Genomic DNA, 17,984 nt, shown 5'->3' with positions numbered 1-17,984 from the left:
GATCGAAAACAATACATTATCAGGTGATGAGTACACTTTTAGTGCTTTTTTAGTCTTACTACATAGCCTTTTAGAATATTCTGATAAACTAGTGTAGATAATGATAGGGATATATTTATTAAAGAAAGCAAGCTACTAAAAACAACAATTTCTAACAACGGTTAAAATTCATTTTTATCGAACCATTAAACGAAGAAATAGAGGTGCAGTATCTAAATAGAAGGAGGCTATGTACTTCTACAGCCTCATAAAAGTACACCTCCCTCTTATCTAAAAATCTCTTTTTCAAAATAGTATTACCACACAAAAAGTGTCAAGCTTAAAACTATTCTTGACTCAGAAGGCAATGAGGAAGACCCCGGAAATTCTAATTCGCGCAATACTTCGTAAGGATCATATTCAGTGTATTCAACCTTTATTGACCAATAGGCGTAACTCTCGGCTGGCTCAAAATAAAGTCCCAACCCTATACCATAAGACCACTGACTTTTCAATTCTCCTCTAGCCGTTTTACTCACGAAGGATTCAGTTTCAGGATCATACGGGGCATACTTCACCTGACGAGAAAGTGCAGGAGCAAAATATACTCTAGGATCTAAGTATATGCCTATATCCTTTTCTTTCTTCGTTCCTTTTTTTACCGTACCGAATCTAAAACAATGACGATAACCTGTCAACAGCGCCCATGAAGCAATGTTATCATCGACTGGTAAACTATAATGCGAAATTTCTGCACCACCATATACATAATCAAATGATGTAATAGAATACCCTATACCTGCTAACAAATGTGTTGTAAATTCTGCTCCAAGTGATTCATAGCCATCAGAAACTCCAATCTCTATATTGAAGGATTGGCTGTAGGAAGAGCAGACAGAAAGCAATAGAAAGAGAATCAAACTGATTAATTTCTTCATCTCTTGATGAAATTATATCCAAAATTCAAATCAATATATTGTCCGAAAACATTTTCAGGATCTTCATTAAACCTTCTATACCATCCAGCTCCCAAAGAAAATTCAAAACTAAAACGCTTGCCAACTTGCCTTCTCATTCCCCAAACTGGCCCTAAAAAAATAAAACCTGACCTTATAGTACCATTATTTATTTTTTGAACAGACTCTGGCTCATAAAATACAACGGTAGAAATAAAATTACCACTGTTACTTCTAATGTTTTTTGTCTTTGACACCCTCTTTTCCAGGTTGTAATACCATCTTGGCTGTATAGCAAAATAGGGATACCATACATTACTACCTTGCATCCTAGCATATCCCGTTCCTGCTTCCAACCTCAAAGAAAAAGTAGGGGTAAATCTTTTTTCTTGTGATAGAGACAATCCTGATAGTCCTACATTGATTCCGGTAATACTTTTTTCTATGGTAGCTTCTTGCGCATGAAGCTTTTGAAAGGATAATAACAACAAAGTAGCGAATAGAATTACTCCTCTTTGGTTGAGTTTAAAAAGCATATGATAAAAACTAAACTGGTTGTAAAAACTCGGATAACGGTGTATCTGTCAGTGAACAAAGATTGAACCAATTTTTTTGATAAAAGAAATTTTACCAAAGCTACACTTATAAAAGTATAGCTTTGGATTTCTATTTTGATATCAAAAAGATTGTTGACTAGTCCTTATAGCTGTAATAATATATAAGTTGCTATTTTCTAAATACCTATTCTTACACCTCTCCATTTTCCATTGTATTTGATGGCTCCAAATATACTTCCTGATTTTAACTTAGCTTTTACGTTTCTATATTTCCCCATTTCAATATTTCCGTCGTTATTCTTTTTTATTGCAAAACCGCCACCCAAAGTCAAAAAATTAGCTTTTTGTTCTTGTTTGTTTCGATGACGTCCTATCCCATCCGAAATAAAATATTCTTTGCGCCCGTACTGAATAGCCACCATTTTTGCCGCATCAGCATCATAATTAGTATGAGTCTTTACAAATTTGGTTGTCCCTTTTTTTATCTCACCTTTTACCCAATCCTTGCCTTGATTCCACAAAAACTCATTAGCTCTTCCGCCAGATTTAAGATTTACCTCAAAACGAAATAACCTAATGTAACCAGACCACCCTGATATAAAGTCGATTTTTTTGAGTCCATTATAACTAAGAGTGTATATGGCATCTCCAGCTATATGAGGGTATCTATCATAAACATCATAGTAGTTGCCTCCTTCCCAACCGAATGGATACGTAAACTCCAACTCCATTTCTTCCTGACCAATAACCAAATCACTGGCGGTTCTTTTCACCCAATAAGAATATAAGTTTTTACAACGTCTTTTTCGAAAAATCTTAACGCATGTTCGAACTGTCTTTTTCGTTTGAAATTTGACCTTAAAATTCGCATAATTCGCTCCTGCAAACCCTATATTAATATCAACTTCATCAAGTGAAACCGCAACCCTATGATCTGAATCAAACATAGCACTGCGAACATTTAAAATTCCAATTTTATTCGTTTTTGGTTTACTAACAGTCCTCAATCCATAAACAACGGTGTTTCCTCCATTGGTTCTAGCATTAGAAGGGCCTTCTTCGATAACTTCTCCTTGATCAAAGGTTTCGTAATTACCGCTTATAAAATCAATTACTTTTTCTTCGGATAGATCTTTTCTAGCCACATATCCGAATGAATCTTTAAACAAAACATTATTATAGCGATAAGTAATAGAATCAATTTGTTCTGAATAATTTAAGTATTCATCTAAAAAATTCTCGTACAAGTTTTCAAACTCATTCGTATAATTAGGAGAATAAATAAATGTACCACCCTCCGTAACATGATAGATATCATTGGCAATTTTTAACCTTCTAGCTGTGTCCAAAACATAATGTAAAGCCTCATTCGGAATAAGGTTTTCATTGATAACCTCTGCGATTTCAATTGCAATAGCCTCATCTGATTCACTTCCCTCTAGTATTCTTGAATTGTCGCTAGAGGATTTATTATGATAACTATCCACCAATGGTACAAATCCTTCTGGCAAATCAACCTGCTGAATTGTACGTGCATTACTTTGACTTTCATTTTCGATCGCTATGAGCTGTTGTTCTATTCCAAATAGATACTCATCTAAAGTTTCTAAAGAAGAAAAGTTCATAAGGCCTTCTTCTACAGAATAAGGAGTGTCATTATCTATACTATTTGCTACATCAGATGTATTTTGTATATCATCAAATGACTCATCTGCACAAGATGCTAGCAAATAGAAGAGAGATAAAATTATAACTGGTTTTTTCATAAATAATATATGTTTTTGTGATTCGACGCGAAACTATTTGGGACATCTAAAAATCCTAAAACCAGCTAAAATCAGGAGTCAACAAACCGTCAACAAGTCATAATAATTATATTTAAACAATGAATTATCACATTAAACAACAAACCTAAATAGTCTCTTAATGTTGAAAAATTGACCATCATTAAACACAACGGATTATACTTATTAAATCATATTCAAACTGACACCTCTATTCAACTTTAATGCTAAATTGCTCGCCTTTATCATTTATCATATCAGCTAAAACAATGATCGTAGCGAATAAGTCTCACAAAAAAATAGTCCGAAAAATTCTATCCTCTTCTTTCAAAGAAAATGGAAGCATAAAATTCGTAGTCAAAAATGATAAGACAGAATTGAAGAGAATCGAAAGGCTTATTGATTATAGTTTTGAATATGGATTGACTTTTGGCAAAGTTTTTCTTTCTGAAGACCACAAGTCTTGTTGTATCATGCTCTTGCCCGAAAAGAAAAAAACTACCTTCAAATTCGATGTGTACTGGACAGCTATTCTAGTACTAAAAGTTATAGGCTTTTCTCATGTATTAAAGGTGCTAAATAGAGAATCTAAACTCAAGAAGTTTCAACCTAAAGATGCCTTTTATCACCTCTGGTATATTGGTGTGCTACCTGACAACCAAAAGAAGGGAATAGGATCTAATCTTCTCCACCATGTTCTTGACGAATATAAAGACCGCCCAATTTACCTAGAAACTTCAAACCCAGTGAACATCCCTTGGTATCAAAAACACGGGTTCAAAATCATTAAAACATTAGAATTGGGCTATCAACTCAATATCTTGAAACGCGAGACATTGAACTGATATTGCTGTCAAGAACTTGTGACGCTTAAAAGTTTAAACAGGAAGGATATTTAAATATCCTCCTTGTCCAAAACATAATTACTAAAGGAGATTTATGTGCAATTCATTGATCCTTGCTAATCTCCCTTAATTTCTCCATTGTACCCCTCTCCTTTTCGGATAATTCGATAAACAATTCGGAAGCTTGATTCACATCCGACATTTCTTTCTTCTCACTAATCTGCTCAAACAAGGATGCTACCTGACTCCATAGCAGTGCTATCTCTGCATAGTCTTGACTCGCATCTTCTATTTCCTTTGAGTCTAAAATCACCGCGCTTTCTTTGAGAAAATCACGATAAATATTTCTAAACAAAGCCCCTCCTGTACCTCCACGCTCCATTAATGACGCTGAGGTAGCAAAGTCCTTCTCAATATTATCACTTGTCCGAAACCATTTTTTGATTTCTGTACTAGTCTTATCAATCCCTTTGTAGCCTATATTCTTGATCGGTGGGTTGAGAAAATCGACTGCGTTATTATAAATAGCTTTTTTGATTACTTTTTTTAAGTCGGGCAATTCTTGATGTTTCGTAATCGTGTATGAGAGATTTCTAGATGACATAGGTCCTCTCTCATTTCTAGCCAACTCCAAGCTCTTTAGTGTTGTCTTCGCATCCCTAGCTTGTTGATTTGTATCATTGAGATACGCCATATTATTATCATATCCATATATAGAAGCATAGTGCCCTGCAAAATGAATCTTGGTCGTAAAGTACTCTAAGTGGTAACAGTCCAACTTGAGTCCTACTGCTTTTCCACTATCCAACTTAGATTTAATGTTTTCCCAAGCTTTTTTGGTAGAAGATGTCTCTTGCACTTCGAGCTTTAGTTTCAAGTTTTTACAGATATTATCGGTCAACAGGTCTGGCTTGATTCGCCCACCGATGAATGGAAAGTCCATTACTTTCATATTCCAAAAAATATACCCTAGTCCTTCCCCTATCCCGAATAGCATAGGTTCTGAGAGTTCTATACCTAGCTGGTTTATCAAACTTCCCGTGGCCGTAGTCTCACAGTGCTGACCATTAAAAGTCTTAAAGTTTTGTAGTATCATAATTCGTTCTTTGGCACAAACGTAGAATCAGGGTATGACAGCCCTATGTCAGCTTTCACTGGTATTTTTCAATAAAGTACTTTGTAAGATTAAAATTGACATCATTTCGAAATGTATCACTGGTCAATTCGTAATCTATAATTCTATCCAATCTAAACTCTCTGTGCTCATTTCTCTGATGACAAAACGCTACCAGTATCCATGCTTGACTAGAAAAATAAACTCCTAGAGGATTGACTCTTCGCTTAGTAATTTTATCCTGATGGACAGCATGATAGGTTAGTTCAATTACTACGGTACGACAAATGGCATCTTTAATATCAGATAGTGAGCTGCTTTCGAGTGGTGTTTTTAGATAGGACGGGGCAACTCTTTGCTCTAATAGTTCATAGTTTTCTTTTTGAAAGTTTTTCAGCACCGATTTTATCTTAAATAGCAATGAGGAAAAGTCCTTTTGCAATGAAATATCCCCTTGGTTTTGGATTAGTTTCTCTGCTATGACCAGTGTATTTACTTCTTTTTCGTCAAGCATGATGGGAGGTAAATGATAACCGCTTGCTAGAAAATACCCTTTCCCATTTTCAGAACCAATAGGAACTCCAGCATCTTGTAGAGTCCTGATATCACGATAAACTGTGCGTAGACTGATTCCAAATCTATCCGCAATTTCTTTTGCTACGATTACTTTCTTTGATTGCAACTGAATCAATATAGTCGTCAACCTTGTCAGTCTGTCCATTCTTGATTTTCCTTTAGTTGATGACCTGCTTTCGAATAAATAGGATTGAATAGCGTGGACTATGACACATATGTCTACATCGTTTTATTTTACAGTCAATATTATTCTGTCTGCTATATTCTTAGCTGTAGTAATGTTTGACAAGTCTTTGTAAAGTTTCCCATCCTTACCAGAGTGATGACCATGTCCTATTAGGTTCATGATTTTGTGAGTAGTGGATACTAAGTCTGTACTACTGATCTCTGATGCATAAATCAATGAAGGCTGACCTACAGCCCCTGATCCCGAATAGATTTCATCTTCAGGAAATCTAGTTTTGGAATAATATTCATTCCAATCAAAAGACTGATTGAATTCCACTAAAACGCTATAATTATTGTCGCTATATAAATTCCCTTTGGAATTAATTATCCAATTGCTTTGAGGGGTAGCTCCAGAAACTCCATCGATGTCGGGAGCTCCCTCCAATGGAATATAAAGCCCATCTGGTGCTTTGATCCCGCGCTTATGAGACCAATAGGGTAAAGCCTCAGGTCTCCTGACTATTGCTGGTTCCCATGTATCTCCTACCCTTTTACCATACTGAAAAGTACTAGTCGAGATGTGTTTCGATACATATAAGGTTTGAATGTAATTACCTGCTGTATCTTCTAACCAGATGGCAACGATTGGATGTCTAAAGGAGACACCTTTCTTAAATTCTACACTAACATCACGGTTTCCTACTGCCTGATCCAAGTCTATAATTTCATAGTCAAACGATACTTCTTCCTTCCCTATTTGTGTATTTCTCAATTCGTTCCCCCAACTATATAGTTTATCAAAGACAGGTAGGTTGTAATAAACAGCTAATGATATCACCACTAGCACTACCAAGATCAATGGAGAAATGAGCTTTTTTAGATTTGATAGACCTTTGCCTGTTATGTAACTGGTCAGGGGTAATTTATTATTCAGAATATGAAACAGTATTGCTATCAAAAAAAGCAATCCAAAAAAAGTATGCAATGAAGCGGTACTGGTTGTATGAGGGGTAAAATATAAAAACAATCCAGAACCCGACAGCACGACAAACACTACTGTGAGTACAATTCCTAAAAACCTTCTGTTCATATAAAAAATATTAGCTGATCAAAAATAAAGCTATTGGGAAACAAGGAGGCAATACACCTTGCTACCAATAGCTCCGCGATTTAACTAACTTTTAGATGAAAATGATACACTTTGAAGTGTTTATGTTTCCATTCCACACTAAATAATCAGCTAAGATTTCCAGCATACATACAAAGACAATACAGGTTGTATCTTAAAATCATTTCACTTCATGTGGAGTTTGTATTTGTGACACATCTACTTTCAAGATTTTCGCAAATCTATCATTAGGGTTATCGACAATGTACCAAGTATGCTTTGTCACTGCTTTTAGACGGGTGTCCTCTTTAGTAACTCCTTCCCATTCAAACTCTACAGACATTTCGTATTCATTTTCTACAATTGTCTTTATGGAAAAGTTCTTTGGCGAATGACTACTTTCCTTCAACTGCAAAGGCGAACCATTGAGCCATTTTTCTAAACCTTCGACAGTATTGATAGGGTCACTGGTTGAAAAGTTTAAGGTAAATCCCTCGGCTAACAACTCTTCAAAAGGCGCTACTTTGCCGTCTAGACTTTCCATATTGGCTAACCAATAGTGCATCAATGACTTTGCTCGATTCTCAGGGTAAGCGTCCTTGAACTCCTCATCCGTTTCAGAGGTAATTTCCATCTCCAAGGAAGAAAATTGTGGAAGCTCGTTTTCAGATTTCTCTAATGAAGTATGGTAATGAATAGTATAGCTACTACTAACACCGTCTGGACGTATGTTTTGATAATGAATATCGGCTTCAAGTTTTACCTCCTCTTCTGTAGAGACGACTGATACATCTTTTACATGATGCGCGTTTTTCCATCCATCATAAGCTGACAAGCGCTCTGGATAGTTACTTTTTCCTTTCATTTCACCAGAAACCGACTTAATAGAAACATCTTCTGTCAAAATCTCCAATTGATTATTGATTCGATCGGTATTCATTTGCCTTTCATACAGTTGGTACCATCTATACAGCTGTACCTTAGCAAGGTGTTGTTCTCTAGTTTTTGTCATGTCACTTGAATTGGTTTTTAATAAGAAATTTTCAATTGCCTGAGCAGTTTCCAATGGTACTTCTAGTTGGGGAGAATGACCTGCATTCTCAATAAACTGAAGCCTTGCACCGGGTATATTATTTTCAAAATATTCAGCAGCATTTAAATTGACGACCTTGTCATGTTTGCCCCAAAGAACAAGTGTAGGTGCTATGATCTTTGAAATGTCATCTTTCAAGTTGAAGTACTTACCATTTTTCACTGCCGTAATTAATGTGTTATCTACAAAGTCCTTACTATCGTTGATAGTATTGATCATATGCCTCCTTATAGGAGCTGGAATCTCAGGAATTTTATAGAACATCTTATTTAGTAGTCTATCGAAATCTTCATCATTCTCTATTGTTTTACCAAAGCCTGTGTAGGTCACATGATCATCGATTTTTAGACCGGCAGCGTTTAATAAAACTAACTTTTTCACTTCCTTAGGGTACTTAATAGCGTAAGCTGCTGCAGTATGTCCCCCCATTGAATTGCCCACTAGGTCAAATTCATGTACTCCTAGTTTCAATAAAAAAGAGTGTAAAAATGTAGACTGTCCATATATGGAATAATCCATACCAAGTCTTTGCTCGTTTTCTCCATGTCCTGCCAGATCTGGTAGAATTAAGTGAAACGAATGGGAAAGTAATTCCGCTGACCGTAGAAAACTATTCTTATCGTCTCCCATACCATGAACTAGTACCAATATCTCGCGATTGCTTTTGGGAGTACTCTCATAGTAGTTGACTAAATATCCATCTACCTCTATTTGCTTTTTCTCTAGTTGAGCTGCTTTAGCGTAGCTAGCATTTGCTAGATCAACTAGAACTTTGGGAAACAAAAAGTAGACTATACCTCCACTAAAAACTAGTAGAACCAAAATTGCTCCCAATACCTTTATTGTTTTTTGCATAACTAATATTCTAGAATGTATTTTCTATGCAACAAAGATCAGAGAGCGTAGATTGGGATCAGTTGTCAAATGACAACAAATGATTATCGTCCTTTTGAACCTGATTTCTAATTCGGCTGAGAGAAAATTTTGTAATACCTAAGAATGAAGCAAGATGATTTAATGGGACTCGCTGGACTATGGTAGGATATTGTTTCAATAACTCTAGATAAGATGTCTTAGCATCTTGATTGATTAATTTTCGCTGGAAAACAGATTTTGCTAAAAGTGTCTTGTTGGTAATAGCTTGCATAATCATATTCCAATTCGGTATTTGCTCAGAAAATAATTCCCAACTACTTCTAGAGATAACTAGTGTAGAGCAATCTGTTTCTGCAGCTATAGTTCCAGAACTAGGGATGTACTCAAAGAAACTGTTGACGTTGGTCACAAAGTCGTTTTCTGCCATGAAAAAGGAAGTAATCTCATTGCCTTCTTTGTCATAAAAGTAATAGCGAAAGACACCTGACAATACAAAGTCTACCTGATTTACATTTTTACCAGCTTCTACAAATACATCACCTTGTGTATATTCTTTCGGATTGCAGTGCTCTGATATTATTGAGATATCGTCTGTAGTTAAAGTACCGAATTTCTGAAGGAAGGTCACTAATGGTAATGTTTCCATGTTGAAGCCCTTTTGGTTTAAATAAAAGAATCTAGTACAAAACAATCACTATTCTGTATAGAAAGGTAATAGTCCTATAGAATGAACTAAAATAGTCAGCTATACTTCTCATCTTGCCCCCATTCATGACACTATAGTTTTCATTTAGCATGAACAGTTATTTCAAACTCATCAAACAGCTTCACCTCTCCTAATGCGGTCACTACTATTTCTCGCGTATTTTGCTTTCTTCTGATCCAATCGTTTCTAACAAACAGCTCCAAAATTGCTGCTCCTAACGCACCTCCTATGTGATGCTTTCTTTCTGTCCAGTCCATACATGGATGTGCAAATGATCTTCTTTTAACTTTCAAAGCATCTATGTCTATTCCCAATGCTAAAAACCACTCCTTTCCAAAATCGGTAACGGCATAGTCATTCTCAATCAGAACGATTACTTTTTTATCGATCAAAGATTTTACTATTTCTATAGATAATTCACCGGCAAGATGATCATAACAAGTCCTAGCAAAAGCTAGTTTCTGAGCTTCAGCACTCTTCTTAACTTGAATTTTATGAGCTGGAATCAAACTCGCCATAGACTCTATCACTTGTGCCACTCGCTCATTGGCCAATCTATAATACCTGTGCCTTCCTTGTTTCTCGACTTTCACTAAACTAGCCTCCATGAGCTGAGACAAATGATTGCTCACCGATTGTCTAGAAATATTAGCAGAAACGGCCAATTCTGATGCGGTATAGGCTTTACCGTCAAGCAGTGACCACAACATTGTTGACCTTGCCTTGTCACCTATCAATTTGGCTATTTGGGAAAATTCATTTTCTACTTCCATAGTACAAAAGTGAATATACATGATCATTCATAGTTCATTCTATAATGAATCATCGTCTCTCTGCTCCCTTTTTATTTGTGACCAATAAAATTTTACATCATGAAAGACATAGAAATAATATTCAACAACAAAGTAGGCGAACTGGCCTTGATGGGTGAAACTTTGGGAAAACATAAAATAAGCCTTGAAGGAGGTGGTGTTTTTGAAAAAGACGGTTTATCAGTGGCTCATTTTTTAGTAGAAGAAGCTGATAGGGCAAAGCAGGTTTTAGAAGAGGAAGGAATAATAGTCACAAAAATCAACGAAGTCATCATACAAAAATTAAGGCAAGATGTACCTGGGCAGTTAGGTTCATTTTGTAGAGAATTAGCCAGTGCAAATGTCAATATATTAGTTCAATACAGTGACCATTCGAATCAACTGATTGTTGTTCCTGATAATTATGAAAAGGCTTTGAAAGTATCCGATGAGTGGATGAAAACTTGGTGGAGCCATGAAGATTACGTGATATGAAAAAGTATCATAATTATTCAACCCATGTCAGTTGGACAGGAAATAAAGGTAGCGGTACTAGCAGTTATCTAGACTTCGAGAGAAGTCATACTATTTCGATTGAGAACAAACCGGATATTTTAGGCTCCTCTGACCCTGTTTTCAGAGGTGACAAGACCAAACATAACCCTGAAGATTTTCTGGTTGCTTCCATATCTTCCTGTCACATGCTTTGGTATTTACATTTATGTTCCGAAGCAAGAATCATTGTCGTAGATTATAGAGATCATGCTGATGGAACTATGACTGAAAGATCTAATGGAAGTGGGCAGTTTTCAGAAGTTACGCTACGCCCCATCGTGATAGTGATGGAAAAATCAATGGCAGATAAGGCATATGAACTGCATCAAAAAGCGAATGAAATGTGTTTCATTGCCAATTCTGTAAACTTCAAAGTAAAACATCAGCCTATCATCAAGGTCTACAAGTAGTCTTAACTCATTTTTTTAAAAAAAGTATATGAATTCTATTGAAATAATCTTACTGAATTTCTCAGAAATAAGAAGACGGAGTATTAAGCTTTGGACTGGTATTCCAGATGAATACTTACATTGGAAACCTGATGAAGGGGCTTTCTCAATCATCGAAATGATCAGGCACGTTTTAGAAGGGGAACATCTTTTTCATAGAATAATAATGAACCGTGGAAATCTAGGTGATTATAGGTCTCCTTGGCACGAAATGAGTTATTCAGACTTGAAAAATGAATTAGAATTTGCAGAAAAACATAGAGCAGAATTTATCAATATGATCCTAGAACTTCGGGAAGCAGATTTAGAGAATATTCGGATTGAAAGAAAAGAAGTCGGACAGTGCAAAAAGCTTGGAGATTATCTAAATCGAATTGCTTACCATGAATCTGTTCATACTGGGCAGATGCTTGATTATCTGAGAACCGCAGGTATTGAAAGGCCTATGATCTGGGATTGATAAGAATTGATTAATTCTGATTCTGACAAACTTTTGAGCCTGTATTATTCCCAAATCCCATTCGACTCTGTTAATATCACTGGCTCTTTATCTGTAATCAAAATCGTCTGCTCGTGCTGTGTTACAAAACCTCCATTGTTCCCCACCAAAGTCCATCCATCATTAGATTCCAGAGCTAAAGTAGATTTGGTAGAGATAAAAGTCTCAATCGCCACAGTAGTGTTTTTTCTGAACCTTTCCCTGTTTGTCTTGACCCTGTAGTTCAAAATATTCTCTGGCTTTTCATGCAGGCTTCTCCCTACTCCATGTCCTGCTAAGTTTTTGATCACTTTGAATCCAGACTTTTTAGCTTCTTTCTCGATCAACTGACCAATATCTGCGATTTTTACTCCTCCTTTTATATTATAAATAGCCTTCTTCAATATATCTCTAGAAGCATCTACAAGAGGTTGGTAATTATATATATCCTTCCCAAGTACGAAAGAGCCTCCATTATCAGACCAATATCCGTCTAACTCTGCTGATACATCAATGTTGATCAAATCTCCTTCTTTGAGTATTTTTCTTTCTGAAGGTATCCCATGAGCTACTTCATTGTTTACACTAATACAAGCATATCCTGGAAAGTCATAAGTTTCATTTGGAGCTGATTTTGCTCCAAAGCTTTTTAATATCTCACCGCCATATTCGTCCAATTCTTTGGTAGACATACCTACTTGGGCATATTCTCTCATCAGTTTTAGTGTGGTTCCGACTACCTCACTAATCTTTTTCATTCCTATTAATTCAGACTCTTTTGAAATTGACATCTTAAATTGGCTTTATAAACAATTAATGTACTAATATAAAAAGTAGCGGCTTGTATTCGCTTTTCGCTTTCAAGCCACTACTCTCATTTCACTAGGTTGTTTGTGATACGAATTTATTTGATTCGTACTTCTCCGTTAGTTCTAACATATACAACAGTTTCTCCTGCTGACTTATTAGTTACGGTATGAACGGCCTTATCAGTCGAACCGAAATAACTTCCTGTATCTAATGATTTTACTTCTTTCTCTACAGGTAATAGATAATCTAACTCTCCACTAATCACTACTGAGTGTAAAAGTGTTCCGTCAGTTTCTATCTCACCCTTGAACCCTTTTGGAAGTTTGATAAAAAGACTTCTTAGTCCATTAGACTCTAGTAAAAAACTCACTTCCACGTTACTCTTTGGAGAAATCCAGTTAATAGTTTCACTATCTAACCAAATGATGTTAGAAACATCAATATTTATTGGTCTTTCACCGCTATCATAAGCTTCACTAATAGGACGTACTAAGTAAGGCCCCTTGTTAATTTCTACTAAGGCAATAATTTTATCATCACCTTTTGCAGAAGTAATATGAGACTCTCCTACTGGCTGAGTCCAAAATGAACCTGGCTTCATCCACATGTTTGCTGCTTTAGGATCGTCGTTATGCACTAAACCTTTGATCACTACAGCTCTATAGGTGGCATTATGAATATGAGGAGGAGATGAAAAACCATCTACAAATTTGGCCAAAAATCCCGTTGGGACTCCATCTTCTGCCTTTCTATCTCCCCAGAGAGTTCCCGCTTGTGGGCTTTGATCTCCTCTAGCAGGATTTAGCTTTTCCCATACTACATCAGAACTTAATAGAACCTTGTTAGTAGGGTTCTCAATAATTGTTGATTCTTGAACTGTTGATTCTTGTTTTGGGGTTTCACAAGAGTTCGATACTCCAACAATGAATAATAAAATTGCTACTTTTTTAAACATTTATAATTTGTATTTAATTGTGTTGAATTTGCTTCAAACGGGTTAATTAATTTTCTGTTTTATTTTAAACTTTATCAGTTAAAGTAATTACCAAATCCTTAAAACTACATTTGTGTATTAGAGACCTCAGGGTACGGCTTTGGAATGGGTTCATCGTCTTCAATCATTTCTCTAATATCAATCTCTATTCCTCTAGATATAGTTGTTATCGGTACATCATTACTCATCCCTTCAAAAGGATTTTCCGACACATCTCCGACTCGCTCCATTGTATAAAATATCCATGAAATCACTACACTAAATGGAATGGTTAACCAAACGAAATTTCCTGCTATAAGCTTATAAATCAAGTTCGAATGATTGGCTTCAATGACTTGACCTATATTATGAAACTCATGCATCAATCCATAGGGTAATAAGAAAACGAATATCCAGACGAAAAAAGCATTAAGAGTTGCGAACTGCCTTGGGTATGGAAAGTTCTTTATTCGCTCAGCTTTTCCTTGAAGAGTAAAAAGGTCTCCTATTAAATTTTTGAACTCCATATGCCTAAAATCTTCGATTAAGCCTTCAAGTTTCAGGTCTTTAAACTCACGTGATTGAAGATTGAGACATGCGGCTTGCTTGTTAGTCTTACTGAGAACATATGTTTTTTCTTCTTCAGATAAATAACCGTCAAACTCTTGTTTGAGTGAAAACTCATATTCTCTAACCTTGATATCACTCATGTGCTCTTGATCGGACTTATTACTCACCGTAGTTTCCCAAGGTCTCTTTCCTCTCAATGCATGTCTCAGGGCCGTCATCCAAGCTACATGACGCATTATAATCCTTTTTTTGATGTGAAGAAATTCCTCGTCCGTTCTATGGCGATCCACATGTTCATTGGTGATGAAGTCATTCACCATGGTTGCAAGTAACCTTGATGAGTTGACTATACCTCCATAAATTTTCCTAGCTTCCCAAAGCCTATCATACGAGGCATTGTTCTTAAACCCACTGATAAATGCTAAAGCCATACCTACCAAACTGATCGGTAACCAAGGAAGGTGTAACCATTTCCAACCTACAATATCATATAGTATCACTGGAATAAGTGAGAGCAAAACGAATACATAGATGTATCGTCTGGTCCAGCTTAATACTATAAAAATTGAATAATTTTTCTTTGTATACATGCTATTTCGATTTTAGTTCAGAGCTTACTATAAAGGTCTTTTAATCAATTTACCAAGGGTTAGCATGTAAAACCTCTTCATTCACGATAGGATGCTTTTCAATGGCATGTTGAACCTTTTCTAAGAAAAATTCTTGCATATCAGGAAGTTCTCCTTTGTTTGAAACAATATTGTTTCCATGATCTCCCCAGTATACCGTCTTATAGTTAAGATTCTCTAAGAGATATTTTTCTTCTTGTAAAATTTGTAAAGGAGTAGCCTGAATGAACTCTCCTCTTTCCACTTCTTTAGCTAAAGAAGTTCCTGGTTGAATAGCTAGTGCCATAGGAGCAATTTCCTCTGGCTGAATTGTATTTAATAATCTTGTAGTTTCACTAATATGTTCCTTGGATCTATGTCTCCCCCCTAAGCCGAATATGAAAGACGCTAAAACTCTTATCCCGGCTTCTTTTGCTTTAGAAGCTCCAATAATAGCCTGCTCAGGTGTCATCCCTGTTGTCGTATCAGCTAATACTTTAGCATCACCTGACTCTAGTCCCACATAAGCCTTGGTAAGACCTGCAGCTTTTATGGATTTTAATTCTTCTACAGTTTTTCGTCTAAAATCATTGTACTGACTATACAGTGCAATGTTTTTACTTTCTGGGAATAACTCTTTGATCTTGGCCAATACCTTAATAAGGTGTGTCGCTTTGATCACCATGACATTACCATCGACCAAAAAGAAATTTTCTATGTAGGGATTAATTCTTCTGGCTTCTTCTATGTCCTGATAGATATCTTCTAGTTTTCTAACTTTGAATTTTGGTTTGTCACTATACATATCACAAAATGAACACTCGTTATGCGAACAACCGATTGTGATCTGAATAAGTAAGCTATTGACCTCCATCCATGGTCGATACAATTTCCCTACGTATTTCATTTATCTTGCTGTGAAGTGAGAATTTAAATTCAAAGTACTGTTAAAGAAGAGTAAGTCTTCTAATATACTTACCCCTCTCTATTGTCGATGTTATTAGAAAATCAGTTTTCTACAACTACTTTACCTATGGCTTGCCCACTTTCTAGACGAGTATGAGCTGCACCAATTTCTTCTAATGAAAATTGTTTTTCATCTAAAATAGGAGTCAAATTTCCTGCCTCAGCTATCAATGCCAAATTCTTTAAAATCTCAGCATGATCTCTTCTGTTGAAGTTATGAAGCATTGGTATCAACATAAATACTACATGCAACGAAAGCCCTCTAAAGTGAGCCATAGTCAAGTCCAATTCACACAAAGAAACTGTAGTAGACACATGACCATTTAGCGCTGTAGCATTGAATGAGTTGATCAGATTAGCGGCACCAACTGTATCAAATACAACATCAAATCCAGCACCCTGAGTGTATTTACTCACATAATCCTCTACACTCTCCGTTTTATAATTGATGGCTGTTGCACCTAGTGAATCAATTACTTTGAGTTTTTCGTCGCTACCATCTGTAGCGTATACTTCTGCCCCTAGATTTTTCGCTAACTGTACAGCTACGTGTCCTACACCTCCAGAACCTCCATGGACTAAAACTTTTTGGCCTTTATTTACTCCAGCACGACTCAATGCTTCGTATGCCGTAATACCCACTAATGGTAAAGCTGCTGCTTCGCGCATAGAAAGGTTTTTGGGCTTATGAGCAATCAATTGATGATCTGCTACTATGTATTCAGCTAATGTTCCTGGAAGGTCCGCTAAACCTCCTGCACAACCATATACTTCATCTCCAACTGCATACTCTTCTACTCCATCACCGACTGCTTCTACAGTTCCTGCGAAATCCATCCCTAGTAATGCTGCCGTATCTGGGGAAAGAGGTAAATCCTTACCCATTTTACGAATCATAGTGTCTATTGTATTGACACTTGATGCTGCTATTTTCACCAATACATGTCCACTCTTCACTTCTGGTTTTTCGATCTCTACTGACTCAAATACAGCATTTTCGCCGTACTCATTGATGACCATTGCTTTCATTATAACTAATCGTTTAAATTTATAAAGCAATTATACTCGTGGAGTGGAGGCGCGGTTTTGTAAGAACTGAGTAGCTTTTAGTAAGAATTAAGGAATGTTTATTTTAAGCTACATTTTAGGACTTCTAAGCAAGCCGGCAGTCACTCCTGTATATGAAAATAAGGTCTTATCTAGATGACTACTATCTGTAAATCCTAACTCTGAAGCTATTTCAGAAACGGTAAGATCAGTGTACTTCAATCGAGTTTCTGCTAGTTTGACACGATGATTGAGAATGTACTTTTTGATACTCATACCCATTTGTTTCTTAAAATACTGACTAATGTAAGTCTCAGAAATACTAAACTCATCTGCTAAAGATTTAGCTGAAAGTTTGGACGGATCATCGATATGCAAATGAATGAAATTGATGATATCCTGAATTTTGGAAGATGCTGTTTTAGAAGATGTAGCATTGACATTGCGAGATACAATATGCAGTATAGCATGAAGTGTGGTCTTTAGGATAACTTCACTATTGAGAGACTTATCATTGTATTCATTTCGCAATACCTTGAATAATGCTAGCATGCTATCTGTATCTGTTTCTGACTTGATATTCAAGCTTGACGTCCTATTGGCACTATGAAGAATATTTTCAATTTTTTTGAACCATTCTTTTTGCTGTGAATTTTGATCATACAAAGAGAAGTTTGTGAAAAAGCTATTAAGAAATTTGATGGCTGTGACGGTAGTAGGCTTCTCTATCTCAAGGTTATATTTATCATCAGGAATAAGCGTAAAAATCTGATGTTTGTGATAAGCTACCGTTTGATCATTGATCTTTAACCATCCATTGCCTTCCTCAAATAGCAGTATTTCAAAGAAACGTATAGGTGTGTACTGACAACTTGCTATTGCTGTAATCTGATCAAAATTCTGTATTACGATATCTTCAAAAATTGCTCTTGGCATTCAATTATCTATTTAGCTCTATCAATAATTTGTAAAAAT

Annotated in this window: 19 protein-coding genes; 4 read left to right on the top strand and 15 right to left on the bottom strand. The window is 36.1% G+C overall.

What is annotated here, in order from left to right:
- Positions 1-296: 296 nt before the first annotated feature.
- The 3 genes from DKG80_RS00415 to DKG80_RS00405 form a co-directional block, all read right to left on the bottom strand.
- Entirely contained in the window at positions 297-917 is a 621-nt protein-coding gene (locus tag DKG80_RS00415) for a hypothetical protein (RefSeq protein ID WP_109829311.1), read from the bottom strand.
- Entirely contained in the window at positions 914-1,471 is a 558-nt protein-coding gene (locus tag DKG80_RS00410; RefSeq protein ID WP_109829310.1) for a hypothetical protein, read from the bottom strand. The genes DKG80_RS00415 and DKG80_RS00410 overlap by 4 nt, the downstream gene beginning before the upstream one ends.
- A 197-nt stretch (positions 1,472-1,668) precedes the next feature.
- Complete coding sequence (locus DKG80_RS00405; protein ID WP_109829309.1) at positions 1,669-3,258, bottom strand: hypothetical protein; 1,590 nt, start codon at positions 3,256-3,258, stop codon at positions 1,669-1,671.
- 242 nt (positions 3,259-3,500) lie between these two features.
- On the opposite strand from DKG80_RS00405, the gene DKG80_RS00400 reads away from it, so the two are divergent.
- Positions 3,501-4,121 (top strand): GNAT family N-acetyltransferase, encoded by a 621-nt coding sequence (locus DKG80_RS00400; protein ID WP_109829308.1) that lies wholly within the window; start codon positions 3,501-3,503, stop codon positions 4,119-4,121.
- A gap of 103 nt (positions 4,122-4,224) precedes the next feature.
- On the opposite strand, the gene DKG80_RS00395 is transcribed toward DKG80_RS00400, so the two are convergent.
- From DKG80_RS00395 to DKG80_RS00370, 6 genes are all read right to left on the bottom strand, one after another.
- Positions 4,225-5,217, bottom strand: coding sequence for a BtrH N-terminal domain-containing protein (locus DKG80_RS00395; protein WP_109829307.1), 993 nt, complete (start codon positions 5,215-5,217; stop codon positions 4,225-4,227).
- Between the two features lie 55 nt (positions 5,218-5,272).
- Positions 5,273-5,956: a helix-turn-helix transcriptional regulator gene (locus DKG80_RS00390; protein WP_109829306.1), complete on the bottom strand. Its 684-nt coding sequence runs from the start codon at positions 5,954-5,956 to the stop codon at positions 5,273-5,275.
- An 84-nt stretch (positions 5,957-6,040) separates the two neighbouring features.
- Positions 6,041-7,069 carry a hypothetical protein gene (locus DKG80_RS00385; RefSeq protein WP_109829305.1) on the bottom strand — a complete coding sequence of 343 codons (1,029 nt, stop codon included), beginning with the start codon at positions 7,067-7,069 and terminating at the stop codon, positions 6,041-6,043.
- A 199-nt stretch (positions 7,070-7,268) separates the two neighbouring features.
- On the bottom strand, positions 7,269-9,035 hold the full coding sequence (locus tag DKG80_RS00380) for an alpha/beta fold hydrolase (protein WP_109829304.1): 1,767 nt from the start codon (positions 9,033-9,035) through the stop codon (positions 7,269-7,271).
- A 58-nt stretch (positions 9,036-9,093) separates the two neighbouring features.
- Positions 9,094-9,702, bottom strand: coding sequence for a Crp/Fnr family transcriptional regulator (locus tag DKG80_RS00375; RefSeq protein WP_109829303.1), 609 nt, complete (start codon positions 9,700-9,702; stop codon positions 9,094-9,096).
- A 140-nt stretch (positions 9,703-9,842) separates the two neighbouring features.
- Positions 9,843-10,556 (bottom strand): ArsR/SmtB family transcription factor, encoded by a 714-nt coding sequence (locus tag DKG80_RS00370; RefSeq protein ID WP_221409017.1) that lies wholly within the window; start codon positions 10,554-10,556, stop codon positions 9,843-9,845.
- Positions 10,557-10,634: 78 nt separating this feature from the next.
- Here DKG80_RS00370 and DKG80_RS00365 point away from each other — a divergent pair, with 78 nt between their 5' ends.
- The 3 genes from DKG80_RS00365 to DKG80_RS00355 are packed head-to-tail and all read left to right on the top strand — an operon-like array spanning position 10,635 to position 12,017.
- Positions 10,635-11,048 (top strand): amino acid-binding ACT domain-containing protein, encoded by a 414-nt coding sequence (locus DKG80_RS00365; protein ID WP_109829301.1) that lies wholly within the window; start codon positions 10,635-10,637, stop codon positions 11,046-11,048.
- A complete protein-coding gene (locus DKG80_RS00360) occupies positions 11,045-11,518 on the top strand; it encodes an OsmC family protein (protein WP_109829300.1) in 474 nt (157 codons plus the stop codon). The genes DKG80_RS00365 and DKG80_RS00360 overlap by 4 nt, the downstream gene beginning before the upstream one ends.
- A 28-nt stretch (positions 11,519-11,546) precedes the next feature.
- The gene (locus DKG80_RS00355) at positions 11,547-12,017 is read left to right on the top strand and encodes a DinB family protein (RefSeq protein ID WP_109829299.1); all 471 of its coding nucleotides are present in this window, start codon (positions 11,547-11,549) and stop codon (positions 12,015-12,017) included.
- A gap of 44 nt (positions 12,018-12,061) precedes the next feature.
- On the opposite strand, the gene map is transcribed toward DKG80_RS00355, so the two are convergent.
- From map to DKG80_RS00325, 6 genes are all read right to left on the bottom strand, one after another.
- Positions 12,062-12,826: a type I methionyl aminopeptidase gene (gene map, locus DKG80_RS00350; protein ID WP_109829298.1), complete on the bottom strand. Its 765-nt coding sequence runs from the start codon at positions 12,824-12,826 to the stop codon at positions 12,062-12,064.
- A 113-nt stretch (positions 12,827-12,939) separates the two neighbouring features.
- The gene (locus tag DKG80_RS00345) at positions 12,940-13,800 is read right to left on the bottom strand and encodes a DUF4437 domain-containing protein (protein ID WP_109829297.1); all 861 of its coding nucleotides are present in this window, start codon (positions 13,798-13,800) and stop codon (positions 12,940-12,942) included.
- Between the two features lie 104 nt (positions 13,801-13,904).
- Entirely contained in the window at positions 13,905-14,978 is a 1,074-nt protein-coding gene (locus tag DKG80_RS00340) for a bestrophin family protein (RefSeq protein WP_109829296.1), read from the bottom strand.
- Positions 14,979-15,027: 49 nt separating this feature from the next.
- The gene (locus tag DKG80_RS00335; protein ID WP_109829295.1) at positions 15,028-15,903 is read right to left on the bottom strand and encodes a radical SAM protein; all 876 of its coding nucleotides are present in this window, start codon (positions 15,901-15,903) and stop codon (positions 15,028-15,030) included.
- 101 nt (positions 15,904-16,004) lie between these two features.
- A complete protein-coding gene (locus DKG80_RS00330) occupies positions 16,005-16,991 on the bottom strand; it encodes a zinc-dependent alcohol dehydrogenase family protein (RefSeq protein WP_109829294.1) in 987 nt (328 codons plus the stop codon).
- 108 nt (positions 16,992-17,099) lie between these two features.
- Positions 17,100-17,945, bottom strand: a complete 846-nt coding sequence (locus DKG80_RS00325) for a helix-turn-helix domain-containing protein (protein WP_109829293.1) — start codon at positions 17,943-17,945, stop codon at positions 17,100-17,102.
- Between the last annotated feature and the right edge of the window lie 39 nt (positions 17,946-17,984).

Origin of the sequence: Reichenbachiella versicolor (assembly GCF_003171675.1) — a bacterium.
In the GTDB taxonomy this organism is placed as follows: domain Bacteria; phylum Bacteroidota; class Bacteroidia; order Cytophagales; family Cyclobacteriaceae; genus Reichenbachiella; species Reichenbachiella versicolor.
The sequence above is the reverse complement of the archived record's forward strand: the minus strand, read 5'-3'. Positions and strand labels throughout refer to the sequence as shown.